This is a genomic window from Vibrio hippocampi (genome assembly GCF_921292975.1).
In the GTDB taxonomy this organism is placed as follows: Bacteria; Pseudomonadota; Gammaproteobacteria; order Enterobacterales; family Vibrionaceae; genus Vibrio; species Vibrio hippocampi.
Map to the genome: position 1 here is coordinate 231,156 of NZ_CAKLCM010000003.1, position 24,847 is coordinate 256,002.

Annotated in this window: 14 protein-coding genes and 3 pseudogenes; 12 read left to right on the forward strand and 5 right to left on the reverse strand. The window is 41.4% G+C overall.

Features of this window, described 5'->3' with window-relative positions; genetic code table 11:
* Window positions 1-64: 64 nt before the first annotated feature.
* Both L9Q39_RS14085 and L9Q39_RS14090 read left to right on the forward strand, forming a co-directional pair.
* A complete protein-coding gene (locus L9Q39_RS14085) occupies window positions 65-2,476 on the forward strand; it encodes a glycoside hydrolase family 94 protein (protein ID WP_237485744.1) in 2,412 nt (803 codons plus the stop codon).
* Between the two features lie 43 nt (window positions 2,477-2,519).
* Window positions 2,520-5,612, forward strand: a complete 3,093-nt coding sequence (locus tag L9Q39_RS14090) for a GH116 family glycosyl hydrolase (protein ID WP_237485745.1) — start codon at window positions 2,520-2,522, stop codon at window positions 5,610-5,612.
* Between the two features lie 85 nt (window positions 5,613-5,697).
* Here the strand turns inward: L9Q39_RS14090 and L9Q39_RS14095 are convergent, their stop codons facing one another.
* The gene (locus L9Q39_RS14095; protein WP_237485746.1) at window positions 5,698-6,720 is read right to left on the reverse strand and encodes a LacI family DNA-binding transcriptional regulator; all 1,023 of its coding nucleotides are present in this window, start codon (window positions 6,718-6,720) and stop codon (window positions 5,698-5,700) included.
* A gap of 518 nt (window positions 6,721-7,238) precedes the next feature.
* On the opposite strand from L9Q39_RS14095, the gene L9Q39_RS14100 reads away from it, so the two are divergent.
* From L9Q39_RS14100 to L9Q39_RS14130, 7 genes and pseudogenes are all read left to right on the forward strand, one after another.
* Complete coding sequence (locus L9Q39_RS14100) at window positions 7,239-8,513, forward strand: family 8 glycosyl hydrolase (RefSeq protein WP_237485747.1); 1,275 nt, start codon at window positions 7,239-7,241, stop codon at window positions 8,511-8,513.
* 333 nt (window positions 8,514-8,846) lie between these two features.
* Window positions 8,847-9,766, forward strand: a pseudogene (locus L9Q39_RS14105) (IS5 family transposase).
* 301 nt (window positions 9,767-10,067) lie between these two features.
* The gene (locus tag L9Q39_RS14110; RefSeq protein WP_237485748.1) at window positions 10,068-11,147 is read left to right on the forward strand and encodes an ABC transporter ATP-binding protein; all 1,080 of its coding nucleotides are present in this window, start codon (window positions 10,068-10,070) and stop codon (window positions 11,145-11,147) included.
* Window positions 11,148-11,510: 363 nt separating this feature from the next.
* On the forward strand, window positions 11,511-12,554 hold the full coding sequence (locus tag L9Q39_RS14115) for an ABC transporter ATP-binding protein (protein ID WP_237485749.1): 1,044 nt from the start codon (window positions 11,511-11,513) through the stop codon (window positions 12,552-12,554).
* Window positions 12,555-12,568: 14 nt separating this feature from the next.
* Window positions 12,569-13,822 carry an ABC transporter substrate-binding protein gene (locus L9Q39_RS14120; protein ID WP_237485750.1) on the forward strand — a complete coding sequence of 418 codons (1,254 nt, stop codon included), beginning with the start codon at window positions 12,569-12,571 and terminating at the stop codon, window positions 13,820-13,822.
* A 57-nt stretch (window positions 13,823-13,879) separates the two neighbouring features.
* Window positions 13,880-14,854, forward strand: coding sequence for a carbohydrate ABC transporter permease (locus tag L9Q39_RS14125; protein WP_237485751.1), 975 nt, complete (start codon window positions 13,880-13,882; stop codon window positions 14,852-14,854).
* Window positions 14,854-15,687, forward strand: coding sequence for a carbohydrate ABC transporter permease (locus L9Q39_RS14130; RefSeq protein ID WP_237485752.1), 834 nt, complete (start codon window positions 14,854-14,856; stop codon window positions 15,685-15,687). Before L9Q39_RS14125 ends, L9Q39_RS14130 begins: the two co-directional genes overlap by 1 nt.
* A 306-nt stretch (window positions 15,688-15,993) precedes the next feature.
* Here the strand turns inward: L9Q39_RS14130 and L9Q39_RS14135 are convergent.
* Window positions 15,994-16,236 (reverse strand): annotated as a pseudogene (locus L9Q39_RS14135) (IS66 family transposase); the annotation flags it as partial.
* Window positions 16,237-16,313: 77 nt separating this feature from the next.
* On the opposite strand from L9Q39_RS14135, the gene L9Q39_RS14140 reads away from it, so the two are divergent.
* Window positions 16,314-17,425 (forward strand): IS3 family transposase gene (locus tag L9Q39_RS14140; protein ID WP_435532841.1). Its coding sequence is split into 2 segments (ribosomal slippage): window positions 16,314-16,566 and window positions 16,566-17,425, totalling 1,113 coding nucleotides; the frame shifts between segments, so codons are not numbered across the junction.
* 256 nt (window positions 17,426-17,681) lie between these two features.
* Here L9Q39_RS14140 and L9Q39_RS14145 read toward each other — a convergent pair.
* The 3 genes from L9Q39_RS14145 to L9Q39_RS14155 form a co-directional block, all read right to left on the reverse strand.
* Window positions 17,682-19,907 (reverse strand): glycoside hydrolase family 3 N-terminal domain-containing protein, encoded by a 2,226-nt coding sequence (locus L9Q39_RS14145; RefSeq protein ID WP_237485754.1) that lies wholly within the window; start codon window positions 19,905-19,907, stop codon window positions 17,682-17,684.
* A 161-nt stretch (window positions 19,908-20,068) separates the two neighbouring features.
* A complete protein-coding gene (locus tag L9Q39_RS14150) occupies window positions 20,069-21,187 on the reverse strand; it encodes an AraC family transcriptional regulator (RefSeq protein ID WP_237485755.1) in 1,119 nt (372 codons plus the stop codon).
* 661 nt (window positions 21,188-21,848) lie between these two features.
* Window positions 21,849-22,520: an oligogalacturonate-specific porin KdgM family protein gene (locus L9Q39_RS14155; protein ID WP_237485756.1), complete on the reverse strand. Its 672-nt coding sequence runs from the start codon at window positions 22,518-22,520 to the stop codon at window positions 21,849-21,851.
* A gap of 631 nt (window positions 22,521-23,151) precedes the next feature.
* Between L9Q39_RS14155 and L9Q39_RS14160 the strand changes: the two are divergent.
* Together L9Q39_RS14160 and L9Q39_RS14165 are read left to right on the forward strand one after the other, a co-directional pair.
* A pseudogene (locus L9Q39_RS14160) lies at window positions 23,152-23,753 on the forward strand (IS5 family transposase); the annotation flags it as partial.
* A 234-nt stretch (window positions 23,754-23,987) separates the two neighbouring features.
* Window positions 23,988-24,683: a siderophore-interacting protein gene (locus L9Q39_RS14165; protein WP_237485757.1), complete on the forward strand. Its 696-nt coding sequence runs from the start codon at window positions 23,988-23,990 to the stop codon at window positions 24,681-24,683.
* Window positions 24,684-24,847 lie beyond the last annotated feature (164 nt).

Genomic DNA, 24,847 nt, shown 5'->3' on the forward strand with positions numbered 1-24,847 from the left:
GGTTCAACGATAGAATTACAGTAAAGATTTTAGGGACTCTACGACCCGAAGATGAGGAATTGATATGAAATTTGGATATTTTGACGATAACAAGAAAGAATATGTGGCGACCACGCCAGTGACGCCGATTAAATGGTGTAACTATGTCGGTACATTAGAATTTGGTGGCTTAGTAGATAGTAATGGAGGTGTACTGCTGTGCAAGGGGGACCCCGCACTTAACCGTATTACCAAATACATTGCACAAATGCCCAATTCAGATTTTAAAGGTTCGACTGTTTATCTTAAGGTTCGTAACAAAAATGGTGATGTTGAAGTCTTTTCGCCATTTTTCACTCCAACTTTAAAACCATTAGATAAGTTTGAGAACCATACAGGTCTTTCTTACACCAAGATCGTTTCAGAAGCATTTGGAGTGCGCTGTGAGGTGACCTTCTTCGTACCAAAGCATGATGCCGTATTACTTCAGGATATTAAGATCACAAATATATGTGACGACGATCTGCATGTTGATGTAGTACCCGTGTATGAATTTACTCACTTTGACGCTTTAAAACAGTTACTTAATGCCGACTGGGTTCCACAAACGATGACGCTGAATGCTCACCAAGAACAAACAGGTCATACCGTGCTAGAGCAGTACGCATTTATGAAACGTGACTTCGCAGTTAACTTGATGACGGCAGATCGCGTTGCGACGTCTTTTGATGGTGATCGTCAGCAGTTCTTAGGACAATTTGGCTATGGTAGTTGGGCTGCTCCTTCTGCTTTAGAAGCGGAAGAGCTAACCAACAGCGAATGTATTCGCGGTGATAATATCGGCGCATTGAACTTGAGACTTGGCTGGCTATCGACGGGGCAAACAGAGAGAACAGTAGTGCAATTGACTCAAGCTGAAAGTGTGCAAGCTGCTCGTCCATTGATGGCTAAATTTCGTGATCACACCGCGGTTGATGCGGCATTCGTCGAGCTGATCAGTGGTTGGGATCAGTATTTAGACACGCTGCAAGTGGAGACACCTGATGCATCAATGAACTCTATGCTCAATATACACAATCCACGTCAATGTCATACCACTAAGAACTGGTCTCGTTATCTGTCTTTGTATCAGCTTGGCTACGGAGCGCGTGGTATTGGGTTTCGTGACTCTTCACAAGATACTTTAGGTGTTATTGCTCATATGCCTGAAGAGTCTCGAGAGTTTATCGAACGTCTTCTATCGGTTCAGAAAAATGATGGTTCTGCGATGCACCAGTTTTTCCCATCGACGATGGAAGCAAACGAAGGTGATTCTCGAGAAGAGGAAGATCGTCCAAACTACTATGGTGATGACCACCTATGGATTATCTATGCAGTAACCCAATACGTCAAAGAGACCGGTAATCGTGAATTCTTAGATAAAGTCATTCCTTTTTATGAAAAGAACAAGCGAGGTGAGCCTATCAGTTTTGGCTCAGTTTGGGATCACCTATGTCGCGCAATAGAGTTTACTCGTTTGAACACAGGGAAACATGAATTGCCATTACTCGGTTTTGCAGACTGGAACGATACGGTTAACCTACCGACAGGTGCGGAATCTTTAATGGTTGCCAATATGTATGGTAAGGCTCTATTGGATATGTCGGATCTGTGTGATTTGTTAGAAGAGCCTCAATTGAAGCAAGAGTTTGTCGCTCAGTACGAGCATATGAAGGAAGTAGTTAACTTAAATGGTTGGGACGGTGAATGGTACGTCCGTTACTTTGATGAGACTGGCACGCCAGTAGGCTCGCATGTCAATAAACAAGGTCAGATTTACACTAACGGGCAAAGTTGGTCTGTTATCTCTGGGTTTGCAACTCCAGAGCGTGCAACTAAGGCACTTAACTCGGTTAACAGTAGATTAAATACAGTCAACGGAATTAAACTTTCTACACCGGGATATAACGGTTTTGAACCAAGGTTGGGTGGTGTTTCGACTTATCCTCCAGGCGCAAAAGAGAACGGTGGAATCTTCTTGCATTCAAATCCTTGGGTCATTATTGCTGAGGCAAAAATGGGCAACGGTGATAGGGCATTTGAGTATTATCAGCAGATTAACCCAGCGTCAAAGAATGACGACTTAATGACATTCGAGTCTGAACCGTATTGCTATCCTCAAAATATTCTTGGTGATGAGCACAAACAGTTTGGTATGGGTCGCAATGCTTGGTTATCTGGTACTTCTTCTTGGACTTATGTCGCTGGTACCCAGTGGATTCTAGGTATCCGTCCAGAGATTGATGGCTTAGTGGTAGACCCATGTATTCCGGCACAATGGCCTGAGTTTAAAGTGAAACGTAAATTCCGTGGTGCGACCTATCACATTACCGTATTAAACCCTAACCAAGTGTCTAGGGGGGTGATTGAAATGAAAGTAAATGGTGACCCAATCTCGGGAAATAAAGCCCCTGTTTTCAGTACGGGTGAGCACCTAATTGAAGTAACGCTAGGCTAAATGAGAGATAGGGGCCGTGAGCCCCTTTGACAAGGATACACAGATGAAAAACCGAATCCCCTATACAAGCTTCAGTGGTAGTTCTCAACAAATTTGCGCGCAAGGCAACGCTGTTGAGTTTATTCAACCCTGGTACACACCCATTTCCACGACCCCAAGCAACACCGGTATTGCCGTAGGTGGCATCGGGAACACGTTTACTTTAACCCCTCTAGGTAATACGCCTAGCTTTGCTTTTATTCCGGGGATCTATGTTGACAACAACGCTGAAGAATACAATTTTAATGATTTTTATGTCTCAGTTGCCAATGAGTTGTCTATAGAGCATCTTGAGATTACTGATTTAGATAAAGTTACTTATTGGTTGCGCTTTTATCCTGCCCTATTTAGTAATAAAACGCTTGAAGTTTCTAGTTCTGATCAGACATTAGCTGCTATCAAACAGGCAATCTGTTCAGGTCAATTTTATGCTCAAAATGAGCAAAATTTTACTAAATGGAACATTGAGTTTACCAGTAAGACGTTACTTGCCCTAGCCAAAGATCGTTACTCAGTTGCAGCACAAGTATTGGTTATGGTTGATTTTTTCAACGGTTTAGTTGTTAACAAGTCGGCGCAACTTAGGTCACTTACGGTGACGTGTTCGAGTGATGTAGTAACACCGATTGCAGCGAATGAAGTGGAGTTTCGTGCGCTTTACCCAATGGCAGAGTTTAACTATTCCACATTTGAAGATGTAGCAATTACCCGTAAGGTGGTGTCTCCGATCGTAAAAGGCGACAAAAAACTCTGTTCACTACCTCTTCACTGGAATGAATTTGAGCTGACCAACAGCAGCTCAGAAACTAAAATTGTAACTCTGGTTCAGTCCTTAAAAAATCTTATTGGTTCGACCTATCGTAAGCAACGTCCGGGTGTACAGGATTCAGCATGCCTACTGACGCAAAATCCGGTCAAGCAAGCTCACTCTAGTTATGCTTTTGAGCAGAATAATCGTAACTATGTTGGTGTCGTCCAACGTAGTGAGTCAGACTACGGCTCGGATATTGATGGTGAAGTGCTATTTGGGGCAGAAATTGATAAATCGCTTATCCAGTCCGGGAAAGCGGTGATCTCAAGTAAACCTAGTGTTTATTGCTTGAATGAAGAGCAAGCTATCGTAGATGCACTGCGTTCAGGTCGTCTCAATAAAACGTTTGATAAAGGGATCTACACTGGCCGTGAGGCGCTGGCTTCTGTTGTGTCGATCCAAGTGGAAATCGAGCCTCATTCATCGGTGTCGCTGCGCTTTATCCAAGTTATGGATCATAGCAAGATTCATTTACAAGATTGGCTTAGTGAAAAGGCGTACGCCAATTTTTATCCGAAAGGCAATAAGGCCGTGGCGATTCTAGAAGATACGTTATCGCAACTTGATGTTATTGAGGCGCAGATTGTTCAAAATCAGAATGATTATTTTGAGCATGCGCGCGACACTATCGATGATGAGTACTCCGCATTGCAGTTTGCCACTATGGCGATGAACAGCTTATCATTTTTGGCAGAAGCAACGGTTTGGGATGCGAGTGATAAGTTTTTAGTGAAAGAGTGTGTTGACTATCCATTTTTCAATTCACTAGATGTGTATTTCTATGGTTCGTTCTCACTGCTCTATTTGTTGCCTGAATTAGATGGTTGTGTGATGCGTGAATTCTCGAACGCAATTTTATCGCAAGATAATACCAAACGTCGTTTTTGGGAATATGAAGATAAACCGTACGCTGAGTTGGTCGACAGCAAGTATGAGGGGGTACGAGGCATTCGTGGTGCTGTTATTCATGATCTAGGTAGTCCATTTGACATTGCTCCAGATGCTTATACTTGGCATAACGTCAAACAGTGGAAAGACCTAGCGCCGAAGTTTGCTTTGATGGTTTATCGCCACTACCAACTTGTCGGTAACTTTGACATCGTTAAAGAGTGTTGGCCGGCGATTAAAGAGAGTATAGCTTACCTCAAAACACTGATTGAAGAAGGCGATGCTATGCCACTAACACATGGCACCGACGATACCTTTGACAATTTATCATCACATGGTATATCGATTTATTGTGGAAGCTTGTGGGTTGCGGGTTTGTATGCTGCGGCTAAATTGGCATCTGTGATGAATGAAGTTGAACTAGCGCAAGAGTACATGGCTACGGGAGAACAGTCACTACAGACGCTTGAACGCGGTCTCTGGGACGATGATAGAGGCTATTTCCACTTTTTCATAACGCCAATTCAAACCAAACATTTGACAGGTGAAGGTTATGAGGCACTTGAGAGCTTAGGGCTGAAACTAACAGGTGACAAGGTTCATGACAAAGAAGAATTGAACAGCTACCTAGATAGTGAATGTTCCAGATCAGCGACTCCATCAAGTCAACGTCGTTTTTTAGCTAAGCAGCAGTTGTTGGCGTTAGCACCATATGCTTTTACGGACGAGTATAAGCGGATTCTTGAACTTGACTCTGACAACAGTTTTGGCGATGCCATGCTAGCTAATACTTATCTCAAGCTATTGGGTATGCAGGGATTATTTTCAGACAGTAAAGTAGAGCGCACCCTAGATTTTATCTACAAAACTAACTTCAAAGAGAACAGCCCTAAACTTGGTGTAGCTAACATGACTCTCAGTGATGGTATGCCTCACCCTGAATTCCAAGCGCAAGATGTTTGGGTAGGTGTTCAGTTTAGTATGGCGACGGCACTGCGTTTAGCAGGTAAGGGTAAACAAGGAGTGGAATTAATGAATACGGTTTACAATGCACTCTACCGTGAATCTAAGATACCATTCGCAGCGCCAGAAGGCTTTAACTGTTCGGCACAAGTTAGTATCGAGACACTGGCTACGCAGTTTGCGTTATCAAATGAACAAGCCCACATGTGGTATCAGGCACTTCAGCAGTCTTCATGCTTGTTATCTGACGGTCGTGTTAATCCAAACATGGTGAGTGACGTGGCTGCGTTTAAAGATTTATTGGCTGACAAGATTGACTTACCGCAAACACAAGCTCTGTATGTTTGGTTAAAGAATACTGGTCTAAAATACACAGCGGGTCGATATTTTCGTCCGGGAATGATCTTCTCCTACCTTCCTGAAGCCCTAGTTTAGCGGTGACTGAAACAACCTAAACCTGCCTCTGAATTCAGAGGCAGGTTTCTATTGATGAGCGTGGATTTGTGAAAACTGATCATTTTCACTTGTTGGTTTTAAGGGACTTAGTGGACTCTCGAACGATAAGTTCAAACGGGGGGAGCCGTTCATCATATCTCTGACCACTCAACAGGTTTAAAATTGAACAAGCTGTAATTTTCCCCAGCTCCTCGATTGGTTGACGTAGCGTCGTTAGTCCAGGGGTAAAATAGTGCGAAGTCGGTAGATCATCAAAACCTACCACTGAGATATCATCTGGCACTTTCAATCCATAATCATGAATTGCTTTAATCACACCATAAGCGGTTAAATCATTGGCTGCAAAAATAGCGGTGACTTTGGTTTTATTATCATCTAGTAATTCTGTGGTTAGCTGGTATGCTCGCGCCGAACTGAAATTGCCTTCCTTAATTAACCTATTGTTAGGCTGTATCCCTGCTTCACGTAATGCTCTTTTGTATCCTTCAAATCGGCTGTGCGAATCGGGCTGACTATCTAATCCTTTGATATGAGCGATGCTGATGTGACCAGCTTGCAACAAGTGAAGTGTTGCCATGTAACCTGCCAACTCGTTATCTATGTTTATACAACGGATCTGATGTGCTTCGATACTGTAACCAACAGCGACCACTGGCGTGCTTTTGGCAAAATCAACAATTTGTTCTTCAGTTAAATTACCTGTGATAATGATAATGCCATCGACGTTAAGTTGTCGTAAATAGTTAAGTGCATGAGTCTCTAACTGCTGATCCCAATAACCAGAGGTGATGGCTAATTGATAGCCATGATGCATCAATGCTCTTTCCATATCGTTGATGATCTGGCAGGTATAAGGACTGTCGGGATGCTGCACCAGCACCCCTATAGTCATTGAGCGCCCCTGATCAAAGTTAGGGCTTTTAATGGTGGTTTTATAATTTAGTTGCTTAATAGCATCTTCTATTTTTTGGCACTTTTCATCGGACACGAAGCTGGTTCGATTTAAAAAGCGCGATACGGTAGCAGGTGATACTCGAGCCATTTTTGCTACGCTTTGAATAGAGACAGTTCGTTTTTTCAATCTCATTAATTATTAGCCGGTATAGTATTTTTTACAATCCAATGGAAGATTGGGTAATGTATATCAACTTTTCTTATGAAACAACAGAGATTATTTCAATATAAAATGTGATTTTGAATTAGATTATACGCTTCAATATCAATTAATGAAAATCAATTAATAGAATTATAGGGTCTAGTGGTTTGTTTTTGTACTAAAAAAGATAATAAAAACTAAACATCAAATCGGATTGACGGCTTTTTGTGCTAGTTCAAAGAAAATCATCATCGTGAAAAATACATAAATCAATATACTAAATATCACAAGGATTGTTTGATGAAAGTGTTTATTATTTAGTCAGTTCATAAGATTTTAATAACATTGAACTTTGGAAATTACACCGATATTAAGGAATGAAACATACTAGCCCATGGATATCATGCCTTTTTTCTGTGGATTTAAATCCTATAAATATGACTTTTCTATTACAGGAGGACGATTGAAAACGCCCTTCCTAACCCTACAGTTAATATTAAGAGAAAAAAATGAATAAATATCAAACTAAAGTAAATGTATGGCTCACAGGGGCGCTGATTGCGGTATTTAGTAGCGCGTGCCTAGCTAGATTTGACAATACGCCACCAAGTAAGGGGGCTTATGAAACCGGAATATACCGTAACTTGGCTCGTGAGATGAGCATTCAAGATGCTTGGAAACGAGTGCATGATGGTTATAACAAGATGTTTTCCAATAATAGCACTCAACAGCTTTACTACAGTTACTCTGAGGATGGCAACTATCAAGGTCATTATATTAAGACTACTGATACCAATGATATTCGAACTGAGGGGCAATCTTGGGGCATGACTATCGCCGTGATGATGAACAAACAGACAGACTTTGACAACTTGTGGCGCTTTGCCAAAAAGTATCAAAAGAACTCTACCAATCATCAAGACCCTTACAAGCAGGGGGTTTATGCATGGCAATTAAAATTTAATAGTAAAGGCAAAGTCTATAAAGCGGATGAGGGTCCAGCTCCGGATGGAGAAGAGTACTTCGCGTTTGCATTGCTTAATGCTGATGCTCGTTGGGGCAGTAATGGTCGAATTAACTACTACCAAGAAGCCTTAACTATGTTGAATACGATTAAGAATAAGTTGATGAAAAACAAAGTGATTGTTTTTTCACCTTATGTTGATAACGTGACAGACCCTTCCTATCATCTTCCAGCATTCTATGACTATTTTGCGGATCGCGTGACTAAGAAGACCGATAAAGATTATTGGTCTTCTGTCGCTGATAGAAGCAGAAAGTTCCTTAAAGACCATTTTGCTATTGTCGGTGGCGACCCACACTGGAACTTGCCTACTTACTTAGCACGCCCTTGGGGGACCCCAGTCTATGGCAATATATTTGTGGGTCAAAACAACCCGGGAGATTGGTATGAATTGGACGCTTGGCGTGTCGCGATGAACGTTGCAATGGATGCCCATATAATGGGTGCTGAGGCTTGGCATAAAAATGCTATTAACGGCATTCTTGGTGCACTAAGTTACAACAAAGCAGTCAATGGTGAAGGGTGCTACAAGCAAAAGTATGGTTATGGTGTTGCAGAAAGTCGCTATTGTGCTGGCGAAGGTCAAAAGGCAGCTAATGCTGTTGCACTGCTGGCATCGACCAATGTAGAGCAAGCTCAGGAATTTTTTTATGATTTTTGGAATACTCCGCAGCCAACCGGTAAATATCGTTATTACAATGGGACACTGTATATGCTTTCTATGTTGCACGTGACTGGGAAGTTTAAATTCTACAAATAAATATTCAATTAAATCTTGATAATAAGTGCGCTCCTTAATAGGGGTAGAGAGGGAGATGGTCAATTGTTGTGATTGGCGTTCTCCTTCCCACTCAAAAATCAAGCTGCTCTTATACTACATTGCGCCAATGTACTACAGAAACGATACCAAGTTTTTAGACTCTAATCGCAAGGTATTGTAGTCCATAATATTATTCTTACTCTCAGCTGTTACGAAGGCCACGTTAACAAAGAGCTAAATCGTAGTGTTACAAAGGCTTTGTTGCATAATTCAATGGAACTAAATCAAGAACCTATGATCTGATCAGCTACGTCCACTCTCTCTAGTAGCCCTATGCCTAAACCTCGTTACAAAACAACCAACTGGAAGCAATACAACCAATCACTCATTAACCGTGGCTCTCTGACCTTTTAGATTGATGAAGAGGCAATAAGCGGGTGGGCGCAAAGCAAACAGAATAAGCGCGGGAGGCCACGTCGGTTTAGTGATTTAGCTATCATGACAGCGCTCATGGTGAAACGAGTTTTTTCTATGACCCTGAGAGGGCTGCAAGGATTTATCGACTCGATATTTAGGTTAGCCCATGTACCTTAAGTTGCCCGCATTACACCTGCATCAGTCGTAGAGCCAAGCAAGTTGAGGTCTCATTTAAGACTAAAACGAGAGGAGCGATACAGAACCTAGCCATTGATGCAACTGGCCTTAAGGTTTATGGCGAAGGTGAATGGAAAGTCAAAAAACGCGGGACGGATGGCAAGCGTAGAGTCTGGCGAAAGCTGCATATTGCAGTCGATACAAGCACTCATGAGATCATTGCAGCCGAACTAAGTTTATCAACAGTTACAGATGGAGAGGTCCTCCCGAACTTACTGAAACAAACACGCCGAAGTATCCTTGAGGTGTTTGGTGATGGCGCTTACGACACGAGAGCGTGTCACGCTGCGATAAAGATTAAGGGAGCCATTGCGCTTGTTCCCCCACGAGAAGGGGCAGCCTTCTGGGAGCGTGGTCACCCTCAAAATCTCGCCGTGGGTTGCTAGAAGTTATGCGGCTCAAATAAGTATTGGAAAGAGCGGTATGGATACCACAAACGTTCACTCTCAGAAACAGCGATGTATCGAGTTAAACAGTTGCTAGGAGGGCAACTGAGCTTAATAAATTACAATGCCCAGGTGGGTGAAACTTACGCGATGATAAAAGCGTTGAACAAGCTTACTGGTTTAGGTATGCCTGAAACTTGTCGGATTGACTAAGAAATACGTGAAACGGGGGGCTCTATCTCTAAATTTAATTACGCAACAAAGCCTGTTACAAACCTTGATGTTGGCACAAAAACAAATATTCATCTCATTAGTAGAGCTTAGTATCTAGTTATAAACATCCATGCTAATAGAAAAATTACGGTACGAGAATGTGTACCAGCGCCCAATCCGCCTTTCTTTGTTCAATATGATAATTCGATTACCAAGAAACGAATTGTTTTGATGGTGGCTAAATCTAATATGAGCATAACGGTCACGAATCTATTTAAGTCAGAATTTTAGGATTACCAGTATGGCGACTATTCAGTTCAAGAATGTAGATAAAATTTACTCGGGTAACGAGTGTGTAGTGAAAGACTTCAACCTCGACATCGAAGATGGCGAATTTGTGGTATTTCTGGGTCCTTCAGGGTGTGGTAAATCGACGACATTACGAATGCTGTCAGGTCTGGAATACATTTCCAATGGTGAGGTGTTAATTGACGGTAAAGTGGTAAATAATCTTAGTCCTAAGGACCGCAATATCGCAATGGTGTTCCAAAGCTACGCACTTTACCCGCACATGACAGTGTTTGATAACATTGGCTTTTCGCTAAAAATGGCAGGTGAAAGCAAAAGTGAAATCAACCGGCAGGTTAGGCATGTTGCAGACATGCTTCAATTGACACCATTACTGAACCGCAAACCCAAGGCATTATCAGGCGGTCAGCGTCAGCGTGTTGCTATGGGGCGTGCTCTGGTTCGAACACCAGAAGTATTCCTATTTGATGAGCCATTATCAAACTTAGACGCTAAATTACGTAATGTGATGCGTGCAGAAATAAAAGAGTTGCATAAGAAACATCGAAAAACCACGGTGTATGTGACGCATGATCAGGTAGAGGCAATGACGCTTGCAGACAAGGTTGTTATTTTGCGCGATGGAGTGATAGAGCAAGTAGGCACCCCAAAAGAGATCTATCACCACCCAATTAACCATTTCGTTGCTAGCTTCATTGGTAGTCCGACAATGAACATGTTGCCTGTAGTCATTGAAACTGAAAATGACGAATGGTTTGCTAGACTTAATGAACACAGTATTAACCTGCCGCGCGCGCTAGAAATAGAGATGACCACACGCTCCGGTGTGTTAGGCATTCGTCCTTGTGATGTCCATCTTCATGCGTCGGTTGATTCTATTGCATTAGATGTCTACATAGATAGTACAGAATTACTTGGTTCCACGACTCAGGTTAATGGAAAAGTAGGTGCATATGAAATCGTTATCGAAGTTGAAGGCGATGCTGATGTCAAAGTGGGTGAGGTAGTGCAGTTTTATTTGGATAGCAATAAGATGCACATATTTAATTCTCATGGATCAGTGATTCTTTGATTTATTGTCGTATTAGATGACGGCGTATACATCGTTGTAATATGGGTCAGAATAGCATCCATGTGCTCAAGCTTTCTAGATTTTGCGGTCGGTCACAGATGGTATGAGGGATGAAAAAAAACGCATCTCATTTGCAAAATATAGTAGAGAAGATTCACGGGGTTTGTTTTAAGCTGATTACACGTTGAGACTGAAAAGAACATTTGCTAAAAAATATGTTTTCAATGAAAGTCTTTTGTTTTAAATATTTATTCCTCGTTGTTTGTAAGCATTAAAAACTAATTATATGTTTACAGGTGATAAGTAGGGACACTCTCTAATTGAGCTTTTCAATTTTTGAGTTATTTGAATTAGGTAGTTTAGATGGCATCAGTAACGTTTAAGAATTTAACTAAAAGTTATGATGAAACACATGTGGTCAAGGGGATAGACCTCGAAGTTAAACATGGTGAGTTCATCGTTTTATTAGGCCCATCTGGTTGCGGGAAATCTACAACTTTAAGGATGTTGGCAGGTTTAGAAGACATTAGTGGAGGTGAGGTTTATATCGATAATCTCCTAGTGAACGGACTGCATCCAATTGAAAGAAATATAGCTATGGTTTTCCAAAGCTATGCTCTCTACCCTCATATGACCGTTGAAGAAAATATCGGATTTGGATTAGAAAATATGAAGGTCGCGAAGGAGAAGAGAAAAGAAATGGTTGCTCAAGTAGCTGATGTGCTTGAATTGACAACGCTTTTACAACGTAAACCTAAAGATCTTTCCGGTGGTCAAAGACAGCGTGTTGCAATGGGGCGCGCAATGGTTAGAACTCCAAAAGTATTTCTGTTTGACGAACCACTATCAAATTTGGACGCAAAATTGCGAGGCCAAATGAGAAAGGAAATTCGTGCTCTACATGAGAGAGTTAAAACTACGGTTATTTATGTGACACATGATCAAGTAGAGGCGATGACATTAGCAGACCGAATTGTGATTTTGAATAATGGTAAAATAGAACAAGTAGGAACACCAAAAGAGATTTATGAATCTCCTAGAACTCAATTTGTAGCTAAGTTTATTGGTAGTCCAGAAATTAATGTTTTTGATGTTGATTCAATGGATATGTGCCAATACATACCTAATCAATATATACCTACCTTAACAAAAACCATTGGTATTAGACCTCAATGGTTCACTCTTGAATCCGAGGAAATACCTGCAGAATATCGTGGTTCAATGCAAGCGAAAGTACATGGCTTTGAACATCTAGGGTCAGTGACGCACCTAGAGTGTTACGTAGAAAACAAAAAGGTCAATGCTGAAGTGAAGTTTATTGAGGAAGACGTGGAAGGTGAAATCACACTCCACTTTGATCTCAGGAAGCTACATTACTTTGATATTAATGAAATAACAACTCTATAACGAAGGGATTTAAGATGAAAAACCCGAAAATGAAATTGCTACCATACGCTATTGCAGTATTGATGGCAGGTAATGTTTACGCTGAGCAAGTTGAAATTACAGTTGCTTCGTTCCCTAATTTTAATCAGTCGGCAGAGAAAGCGATCCCGCTGTTTGAAAAAAAATACCCAAATATTAAAGTTAAGTTGGTTTCGCTTGCTTATGGTGATCACCATAATGCAATGACCACAGCGCTTGCGACAGGGGCAAACCTACCTGATGTTATGGGTATTGAGTATTCATATGTAGGTCGTTTTGTTGAATCAGGCGGTTTGGAAGACCTAAATCAACAACCTTATAATGCTCGAGAGTTTACTGAAAAGCTGACTAAATTCTCAGTGTCGCAAGCAACAAGTTCGAAAGGTGTGCTAGCAGCGATTCCTGCTGATATTGGTCCAGGAGCAACTTTCTATCGTCACGATATTTTGGCTCAGGCTGGTGTAACGGAAACAGAGATGCTTGAGAACTGGGACTCGTTCATTCAAGCTGGTGTAAAGATCAAAGAGAAGACTGGTAACTACATGCTAGCCAATGCGGTAGATATCAAAGACATTTATATCCGCTCAGACCTAAAAGATGGTGATGGTATTTACTTCGATAAAGACCATAACGTACTCGTTAACACGCCGCGCTTTAAAGAAGCGTTCCGCCTTGCGAAAAAAGCTCGTGAGGCAGGCATCGATGCGGAAGTAGGCGCATGGTCAAATGAATGGACGGAAGGGCTGCGCAGAGGTTCAATCACCGTACAGCTAATGGGAGCATGGCTTGGTGGTCACTTAGAAAGTTGGATTGCACCAGATGCTAAAGGTGTATGGCGGACTTCTCAACTTCCAAACAACGCGTATGCAAGCTGGGGAGGTTCCTTCTATGCCGTACCTAAAAAAGCTAAGCACAAAGAAGAAGCATGGAAATTCATTAAATTCATGTCTACCGAGCCAGAAATTCAAATGCTAGCTTTTACAGAAATCAACGCATTTCCAACGTTATTGTCAACGCACAGTAATCCATTCTTCAATAACAAGATTGCTTATCTAAACGATGCTCCTGCTCGTCTAACGTGGTTGGAAGCTGCAGGTCGTATTCCGGCAGTGACAGTTGACCGCTATGATGAAGTTGCACGCCAAGTTGTTGACGACGCGCTGGAAAAAGTGCTTGAGAAGGGGGCAGACATCGACGAAGTACTTGCTGCGGCAGAGAAACAGATCAAGCGTCGAGCTCGTCGTCGCTAATATTATGGCGAGTTATACATAATGTTGGCTCGCTAGTTTAATTTGGGGAAGTGATTTATGAGTACTACGCTCGCTAATGGCCATATGGCTACTCAGAAAGGTAATTTCTGGCTACGCAAGGGAAGCAAGATAGCCCCTTACCTTTTTGTCAGTCCATTTTTTGTTATTTTCGGCATTTTTGGTTTATTTCCATTATTGTTTTCGCTCTATCTTTCGTTCCATTATTGGGAACCTGCAGCTGGGCTCGCTGCGATGGAGTGGGTTGGGTTTGAGAATTATGTTTTTGCTCTCGAGGACGAATGGTTTCAGAAGTCTGTATATAACACCTTTGTTCTAGCGCTAAAATCGGGTATTCCTCAACATGCAGTTGCACTACCACTGGCATACTTTATTCATACCAGTTTTGGTCGTATGCGTAATACGGTTGTGGGTATTTACTTTGTACCATTTATTACCTCAACAGTAGCTATCTCACTTATTTTCACTACGTTGTTTTCACGTGATTTTGGTATGGTCAACCAAATGTTGACATCACTTGGCAATTTCACGCTTGGTGATGTGAAGGTATTATCTTGGTTGTTCCCTACAGAGAATATCGACTGGAGTAAGCCTGACTACACCAAAGACATGATCTCGTTCGTAGTATTTTGGCGATTTGTGGGTTGGAACACGGTTCTATATTTGTCAGCTTTGCAAACCATTCCAAAGGACATCTATGAAGCTGCAACTATTGATGGCGCAAATCGTTACCAGCAATTCTGGCACATTACCTTACCATTGCTTAAACCAATGGCATTCTTTGCTGTCACTTTAACTATCATCGGCAACTTACAGATGTTTGAAGAACCATTCATAATAACCGGTGGAACAGGTGGTATCGACCAAGCTGGTAAAACAGCTGCAATGCATATGTATATCACAGCGTTCGTGGAAAGCGACTTTGGTACAGCATCAGCAATTTCATGGATTCTCTTTATGCTGATCGCCATTTTAACCTGGATTAATAACAAACTTCTTGGGGGAGATAATTAATGAGAAAAAGAATCGAAAAAGATAAGCTAATTGCTTATATGATTATTGCGCTTGGTGCGATAATCATGTTAGCTCCATTCTATTTTATGTTTGTGTTCTCATCACATTCAAACTCAGGCATTCTTTCAGTGCCACCACCGATTTTGTTTGGTGATTATCTAGTTGAGAACTTTAATACATTATTGGAATTTTTGCCTTATTTCTGGCACAACTTGGGGCTTAGCTTATACGTGGCGATCGTGACTACTTTGTTGAACCTACTGTTTTGCTCTTTGGCAGGTTATGCGTTCGCAATGTTTGAGTTCAAATACAAAAACGCTATGTTTGTCGGAATTATGGCGACCATGCTGATTCCTCCTTTCTTAGGGATGATCCCGACAGCGATGATCATGTCTACGATAGGTTGGATGAATGATACCAAAGCACTGATTATCCCTGCAGCATGTGGCGCAATGGGTATCTTTATGATGCGTCAGTTTATCGCTAGCTCAATTCCGAAGGAGTTGGTAGAAGCGGCTCGTATGGATGGCTGTGGTGAGTTTAAGATTTACTATCGGATCATAGTCCCTTTGATTAAGCCAGCATTTGGTACTCTTGGTCTCATTACTTTCATCGGTTCTTGGAATAACTTTATGGGACCATTGGTGGTAATGAACGACATGAAGATGTTCACCGTGCCGCTAGCCTTACGTGCGTTACAAGGTACTGGACAGGTACCTTGGGGGGCGGTCTCTATTGGTGCAGCGATTGCGGTTCTTCCGTTGTTGTTCTTGTTTATTCTTGCATCACGTCGTCTGATTGATGGTCTTACTGCGGGCGCTGTTAAAGGATAGTTATGTCGGTGCCTGGCGACTGGTCTGGGCATCAGGAACAGGCAAATCCTCTCAGTCATTTTGGGCTTAAGGTCCCCCAATCGTGGCACCATAAATGTCCGAGACGGATAGTCGGTTAAGTTTAGGTACAGTAATTTACCAGCATCACTCTTAACCTAATCCACTGGCTGAGTATCGAAGATACTCAGCCAGTTTTTCTTACTTCACTACCAATGAGCTACTGGCTAGGGGGACAGTTTACGTTTACCAATAAACAACGTGATAAAATTAACGGTATCCGCCCCATGAACTCACGGGGCGTCATAACTAGTGTTTGAAGTTCCAAGGTAGGAGTGCGTCGATATCAGGCTCAGCTTTCGCTAACTCTTTCATGCACTTGACCATGTAGTCGTAGAGGATAAGACCGTTGGCTTTCGCTGTCTCGACGATACTGTAAAGCATCGCGCTCGCATCAGCACCGTTTGGTGTGTTAGAGAACAGCCAATTCTTTCTGCCAATGACCTGCGGTTTAATTGCCCGCTCAGCGCGATTATTGTCGATAGATAAGTGACTGTAAGCATCCCCTAAAATAGGTGTATTCCGATTTAGAGTTTTTCCGTTTAAACTGATTCAAACGGAGAACGCTGATGAAAAAATCACGCTATACAGAATCACAGATCGTTAAGATCTTGAAGGAAGTTGAGGCAGGTAGAAAAGTGTCTGATGTTTGTCGGGAATACGGCATTGCAGATGCAACCTATTACAACTGGAAATCCAAATACGGCGGAATGGAAAGCTCAGATGTTAAGCGACTGAAAGAGCTTGAAGAGGAAAACCGCCGATTAAAACAAATGTATGCTGATTTGAGTTTGGATCACTCCATTCTTAAAGATGTTATCGAAAAAAAGCTGTAAGGCCATCGGTACACCGTGAGCTAGTTGACTACGTGAAACAAGAGCACAATGTTAGCCTGCGCAGAGCGTGCCGAGTTGTTGGCATTAGTGACTCAGTTTATCGATATCAGCCAGATGCCCATCGAGATGATGAGATCATTGATGCACTTCAAAAAGCAGTTGAACGCTATCCAGCGTATGGTTTTGGTAAGTTATTCAAGACTCTAAAACGATGGCATTATAAGTGGAATCATAAACGTGTTCATCGTGTGTATCGTTTGCTGAACTTGAATATGCGACGACGAGGTAAGAAGCGATTACCAACTCGTCATCCGATGCCTCTATGCGTCCCTGAACAAGCAAATATGTGCTGGTCCATGGACTTCATGAGCGATTCATTAATGTGTGGACGTCGCTTCCGAACATTTAATCTTTTAGACGATTTTAATCGGGAAGCACTCGCCATAGAAATTGATTTGAGTTTACCGACAGCACGTGTACTTCGAGTTCTTGAACGGGTTGTGGCTTGGCGTGGCTACCCACGAAAAATTCGGATGGACAATGGGCCAGAATTTATTTCAATACAACTAGCTGAATGGGCAGAGTTGAATCAGATAGAGCTCGAGTTCATCAAGCCAGGAAAGCCTACCCAGAACTCATACATTGAACGTTTTAACAGAACTTATCGTGATGCCATTCTGAATATGTACGCGTTCAAGACGCTGAATGAAGTTCGAGACCGTACAGAAGTATGGTTGAAAGAATATAATCATGAACGGCCGCATGATTCACTGGGAGATCTAACTCCATGGGAATATTTGGCTAAATCACAGCAAAGGGAAAGCTCTAATTTTGAGTGCCACTAAAAAAGGGATGTTTACAGTTTTGACGAGGTAAACGCTAAGTACAAAGCGCTGAACAAGCATACAGAGTTAGGTATGCCTTACACTTCTAACTGAACTAAGCAACAAAGTCGCTTTCTCATTTGGCATAACTAAAAGTATTTTCAAGACAGAAAATTAAAATCGCCACTCAAAGAACTAGAACTTTTGCACGGTATACGACTCGTGAAATTGATACAGTTTTAATTCCATTGTGGCGACGTATTAATTAGCCTTTAAGCTAGTTGGATTTCATCACAACGCAATCTTTGGTCAAGTTAATTGTCAATACGGTTAGATCGCAATCTTTAGACGATGACCCAACCATGATGTGAAAGTCACCTGCCTCAACCACCTTATTCAAACTAGAATCTATTAGAGCTAGCTCTTCAAAAGGTATGGTAATGTCCACAGCGCGAGTCTCTCCAGCCTTGATATCAACACGTGCAAAGCCACACAGTTTTTTCACCGGAGTAGTATAGCTAGAGTACAGATCACGCAGGTAAACTTGAACGATCTCAGTACCATCCACTTGCGAGGTATTGGTCACGTTCATTGATACACTGATATCTTGATTTGGCTCTATAGTCTGTCGAGACGTTCTAATCGTTGAATAAACGTATTGGCTGTAAGATAGACCTTCACCAAAACTAAACAAAGGGTCTTTTGGCATATCAATATAGCGTTCTTCGCCATTCAACTGACCACTGCTTTGAGCATGCCAGCCAACATATTTATTATAATAGACGGGTAATTGCCCTACGTGAACAGGGAAAGATACCGTAAGTTTTCCTGATGGGTTATGCTCTCCGAACAACACTTGTTTGAAGGCTTCACCTCCATACGGACCGGGGTTAAAGCCACATACCAGCGCGTCTGCATTCTCTGCAATCCAAGGAATGCTCAACGGCTTAGAAGCGATGAGAGCCACAACTAATGGTGAGCCTGATGCTTTAACCGCTTCAAGCATAGCTTGCTGCTTACCTGATAAGTTAAGATCAGCACGATCATGGAATTCACCATTTTGTGATAAGGTATCACCAACACATGCGACGACTAGATCGACGCCCGGTAATGCTTGTTCAATCTGCGAAATCTCATCAAAGTTTTCATCCACGCAATCAGAACCTTTAATGAACTCTAGTTCAAAACCATGGACCTGAGAGGCTTTTTGTAGTGCTTGAAATACGGTTGTTGTTTGGTCACGGTGATAAGTATCGTTGGTTGCCCCTGCTTGCATAGAACCAAAGGACCAGTCACCAAGCTGAGCAATCACATCATGCGCGTTTGGACCGACAACTAAGATTTTCTTAATGTCTGCAGAATCGACCGGTAGTAGACCATTATTTTTCAATAGCACCATACTCTTAAGGCTGGCCTCAAGAGAAACGTCAAGGTGTGGCTTTATACCCATCACCGAGGACTTTTCAGCAGTGAAAAATCGCATATCGTCAAATAATCCTAACTCGAATTTTTTCGTTAGGATTCGCTCAACTGCGGTATCAACAACTGAAATATCAATACGACCTTCATTGATCAACTCAATTGTCAGTGGATAAAACTCAGGTGTGGACATAATCATGTCGTTGCCTGCCAATAAAGAACGGTAGCACGCTTCCTTCTCGTTTTCGCACACATATTGCTTGGTGTGTAGTGAACGTACATTTTCCCAGTCTGTCACGATAAAACCATCAAGCCCCCAATCTGTTTTTGCGACATCAGTAAGTAGCCACTTATCCACAGTACAAGGTACACCATCAATCGCATGGTACCCTGTCATGAGCGAAGCAACGTTTGCTTCTTTTACGGCTTTCTCGAATGGAGGCATGAAAAGTGAAAGCAGCTTTCGTCTTGATGTATCACATTCATAAGAATCGCGCCCCCCAAGTGTTTCACCGTATGCGACATAGTGCTTGGCACATGCTAAAATCGAGTCTTCTCTGTTGGGACCATCGCCCTGATAACCTTTTATGGTTTCTGCTGCCATTTCACCAATCAACCATGGGTCTTCGCCATAGGTCTCATTAATGCGCCCCCAACGTGCGTCCCTAGCTACACATAGTACTGGTGAGAATGTCCAATGCTGACCGGTGGCTCGAGTTTCTTTTGCCGTTACTCTCGCCATTCGGTACATCAAATCTTTATCCCAGCTTGAAGACGCCGAAAGTTGAGTAGGGAAAACTGTTGCGTGATTATCAAAGCAATGACCATGAATGGCATCGATACCAAAGATCAAGGGGATACCTAGACGAGTATTGGCAGCACGTTGTTGTAAAGTTGTCGCGTCATCTCCAGTACAGTGTAAATAGCTGCCAACATGCCACTCTTCTAGCTTGTCAGTAAACCCCCCAAAGTGGGCGGGCAATTGCATAAGCTGACCTACTTTCTCTTCTATGGTCATGCGGCTTAGCAGGTCACATACTCGCTCTTGAATAGAATATTGTTCATTTTTATAGATTTCAGACATCTTTTTTCCCACGCAAAGTCGTGCTTCTTTGAGTCAATACAGTTTGTATCATCACCGAAATACCACACGAGTTATAATCAATAATTTCAATTAATTCATAGCGAGGATGCCATTTTTTTAACGAGCTATCATTATATAGATTGACATTTCTATTACATTATTTAGTCAGAAACAATTCTATTCTCTACCAGCTCTAAACCTTGCCGATAAGTATATGGAGTATAGCCGAATAATTTTCTGTAAACCTGATACAAATAGCTCTGGTTTGGATAGCCACACTGTAAAGCAATACTTTCTATGGAATTATTGCTTGTTCTCAATAACTCTTTAGACTTGGAGATACGTAAGTCAGATAGATACTGGTGTACCGTCATGCCTTTTGCATAGTAAAAACGGTTGTCTAAAGTTCTTCTGGAAACTCTACAATAGTCGGTCACTTGTTTTACTTTGATATTACGATGATAATTATTGTGTAAAAAATAAAGAGCTTGATTAACTATATCGTCTTGATTTTTCTCTGACTTCGTTGAGTTTTCATTCATCAGTTTTAAAGGTTTATATTTTTCATGGACTAACTGTTTGCTAGCCTTTGCTTTAAGTAAAGTATCCAAGCAACGTTGCCCTAAAATATAGGGTGAAATGTCGACCGATGTTAAGGGAACAGGAGAGATCATACGCTCAGCATCATCATAATCGGTACCAATAATAGATACTTGGTTTGGAATCGATATTTTTTTATCTGTACAATAGTTTAATAACTTACGTGCAGAACGATCTGATGGACAATAAACTCCAATCGGAAATGATCTTTTGCTTATCAATTCAAGCACATTGTCGAAATATTCAAACTCGAGTTCTTTTGAACACCGGGCGAAGTGTTCAACGCGCTCACATGCCCATTTAGCATCTGTTTCACTTGGATCAACATAGTAGGCAACATTTTTAATATTACTGTGAAGAAATTGACCTAATGCTAAGCGTGCTATGTGTTCATTATCGTTGACTAGTGTAGAAACATTTGGGGGAGGTGATTCAATGTTAAAACCAGAATAAACCAAAGTGTGAGTGTTTAACTTAGGAATAACGCCTAGTCTGTCTGGTTTGTCAAAATCGGCAATCACATAATCCCAATGTGTTTTTAGAATATCATCCACATTTTTTATAGAATCAATATGCAATGTGGTTCTTAATCGACATTCATCTAACTTTGCTTTAATGCCTTTTAATACCTCTCTGTCGTAATGATACATTGTATCAATTAACAATAACATTCTACTCATAGTATCCCCCCCTAAAAGCTCGGATACTAGCAGTCGTTTTGCAACATTTTATCGCCTCTCATCACAATTGACGAAAATATAAATAGCGTTACTAAATATTGTAATTTGTAATATAATAACTCATCGATAAATAAAGTGATGAATATCACACCCTGTCGTTGATGATCTTGACTAATGCCTTAGGTTGAGAGCGCTTTTTTGTGTTCATACACCTACATTTCCGAGATACCGGTTTACATGTGTATCGACTAGTTCAGTACACCCTTCCACTCAGAACTGGCTTAGTAAGTTCGTTGATGTCCTTAATAAATTAGGTGGCGCAAATAAATGCAGTCATTGAAGTTGCGAGAGCAAGGAGCAGTTTTACCGAGGCTGGTGATACGTATCAAGCCTGAGTTGGACGAACACTAGAGGTAATGGCAGAACCTATTAGCATGAAGGTAGATTCAATAATCGCTCAACGAAAAAAGAATTTGCGGCATGATTAGTTTCGGTAATGACCATTGACGAGGTTAAATCAATATTTTGTCAAGTATGTAGTAGGGAAAAACAATTTAAAAGTAGTAATTGACATGTATAGGATTGCTAAATCCTGAACAATTAAAAAAGGCTACAAGATTTTAATCAGTAGCCTTTCAATATCTAGTTATTATTCAGTAAGTTAGAAACTGTATGTAATACCAATTCGGCTTCGTAACTGTCGTTCGTTAGATTGAGAAGATACAGACACATCTGTAAACTGAACATAAGGTCTCCAGTTCCAGTCTGCTTTTTTATACCCTATCCAAATGCCGGCGTCCCAGTTAGTATCTCCCTTATCGAAGAAAACTTGGTCATCATGCCCTTTAGTGTAGTTGGCTTCTAGACCAAGCTGAAAGCCGTTTATATTATAGTTAAGGTTCGCAGTAATATAACTTAGTGTTTCCATGTCTCGATCATCAGAAAACTCCCTGAATTGGTGACGATAACGGATTTTAGTCACTAAGCCAGAATCAAACTTGTACTGAGCACGAAGTTGTGGTTTGTAACTGGCGCTACCATCAAAAAAAGTTACTGGCAGACTAGGAATAAGTGTCCATTTGTTAGTCAATTTATACTTATATCCGTATTCAAATTCGTTCCCTTTTGATTCCCACTCTGAAAATGGTTTACCTTTTTGCATTGCTTCTACGCCAAAAAAGTGATTTCCAACCCCAGCTCCGACTTTTACACGACTAGAGTAATCTTCTGTGTCATGTTTGTACTCTTGTCTAAAATCCAGTGATGCAGCAGAAACCGATGATGCTACCAGTAACATTAATGAAGCAATGGTCGTTTTTTGTATATTCAACATAAAATCCCTTATAGTGTTAGTTAAAAATAAAGTTCTAGAACTTTAAAAGTTTCATTTCTGAAGTCGTGCAGTAATTAGTAAATACTTTACATTCATGCTGTTGCTCGTATATAAAATGGCTATGTACTAATTTTCGTTAATCTCTGTGCTTATATCGTGATATAGCATTTCATGTAATTGAAAGGTGATTTTCAAATTAAATAATCACTAGCACAAACATACTATCAAGTCTTGAAGATAAAATTATTGTATCCAACCAGCCATATAGTCGGTTTCTTATAGTGATGTAATAATTAATTATATTTGCAACCATGAATTATTAAACTTATCTAAATGTAAAACATCATTAAAATATATTCAAACCGATGTTTCGTTTTTGTGATCGCCATATGTTTTTTAACTTGTGATACTATAAATTATACGATTTGCGATCTGTATCAAAAAAATGCTGATAGTTAGATTGCTGTTAATAATACTAATGAAATAACGCATTGGTATTATTATAAGGTAATAGTATTTAATGATGGGATGCGTATGTCTGCGATTATGTTCGGCTTTGTTGCGTAAATCGCTGGAACTAAATCCGAAGCTTACGATCTGATCGACTACATTCATTCAACTCTGTAGCCTCATACCAAAGCCACGTTACGAAACAAACAACTGGAAGCAATACAACCAAGCTTTAATCAACCGCGGTTCTCGAACTTTTTGGATTGACGAAGAAGCGATAAGTGAGTGGAAACAAGAAAAGCAAAACAAGCGTGGGAGACCTCGTGTTTTCAGAGATTTAGCCATCACAACCGCTTTAATAGTAAAGCGTATTTTTTCCATGCCACTGCGTGCTTCAAACGGATTTATTGTTTCAGTGTTTTGACTTGCTTAGGTTTCACTGCGCTCCTCACATTACTCTTGTATCAGTCGTCGTGCCAAAGACGTTGATGTTAGTTTTAAAACGAAAACCAAAGGAGCGATTCAACACCTCGTTATCGATGCTACAGGTTTCAAGGTTTCAAGGTTTATGGTGAGGGCGAGTGGAAAGTCAAAAAGTATGGCACGGATGGCAAGCGCAGAGTGTGGCGCAAATTACATATCGCTGTGGATACGAGCACTCATGAAATTATTGCTGCGGAATTGAGTTTATCAACGGTCACTGATGCAGAAGTACTGCCTAGCTTACTCAAACAAACACGTCGAAATATCCTAGCTATATCTGGTGATGGAGTTTACGACACTGACGCTATTGGGGCAGGCACCTTTAATTGCAGCCATTCCTCAACCAAGCCGTCATTCCTTCGCAGGAAGGAATCTACTATCAGCAAGCGCCGTCCGTAAGTAGACCCCTTCCTTCGAAGGGGAGACGTCGTAGGGAGTGTCATTCCTCAAGGTTTGTTATCAGGACATATATGGTCACTCCAATCAAGTAAAGATTGAAGTGACCATATATGTCCCGTCAACACTGTTAAAGAAGTGATTGAGCTTTCCTCTCACCTGCGCAGGATTGTGGTGACGGGTGACAGCCTTGCTGATTTCCCAGAGGATCAACAAGGCAGTTACGTTAAAGTGTTTCTTCCTCAAGATGAAAGTGGCGAGCATAAGAAGCGCTCTTATACGATCCGTCAGTTTGATAAACAGAGCCATTCACTTCATTTAGACTTTGTAATTAATCGTCACCAAGGGCCCGCGACAGATTGGGCAAAGCAAGCCAAGGTAGGTGACCCGGTTGGTATTGCTGGACCGGGACCACTAAAATTGACCAACTTTCAGCATCATAGTTATTTATTAGTTGCTGACCTAACGTCAATGAATGCAATCAATGGCTATGTTCCCCGTTTTCCATCAGGCACTACCGTTAAGGCGATCATCTCTGTTCCAACCCGCAGTGATGTGATTGATCTTGATTACGATTCATCCAGCAATACGCACTGGCATATCGAAGATGAAACAGAGCAGACTCTTGTTGAGTTGGTGACAGAGACCGCAACTAGCATGCCTCAAGATAGCCATGTATTCATGGGATTGGAAGCTGGGGCGATTCGGGCTTTACGTCCAGTACTTCAAGAACAACTCGGTTTTAGTCGACTGAATATCTTTGCGGTTGGTTACTGGAAGCAAGGTGTTGATGCCGATCGCTTTGGGCAACAGAAAAAAGCACAACCGCTTTAAGTTTCGGTGCATCTAAACCGATGGTGTTCGAGCAAACACTATCGGTCTTTTTGGTGGGTTTGTTGTGCTGTTATACCCAAGTCACTTTTTAAAACTGTTGCCTGAATCTCTCTGCGACCAGACCCAAGTTGTGCATAATGGTTCTGCTTCGAGCTCACCTTCGG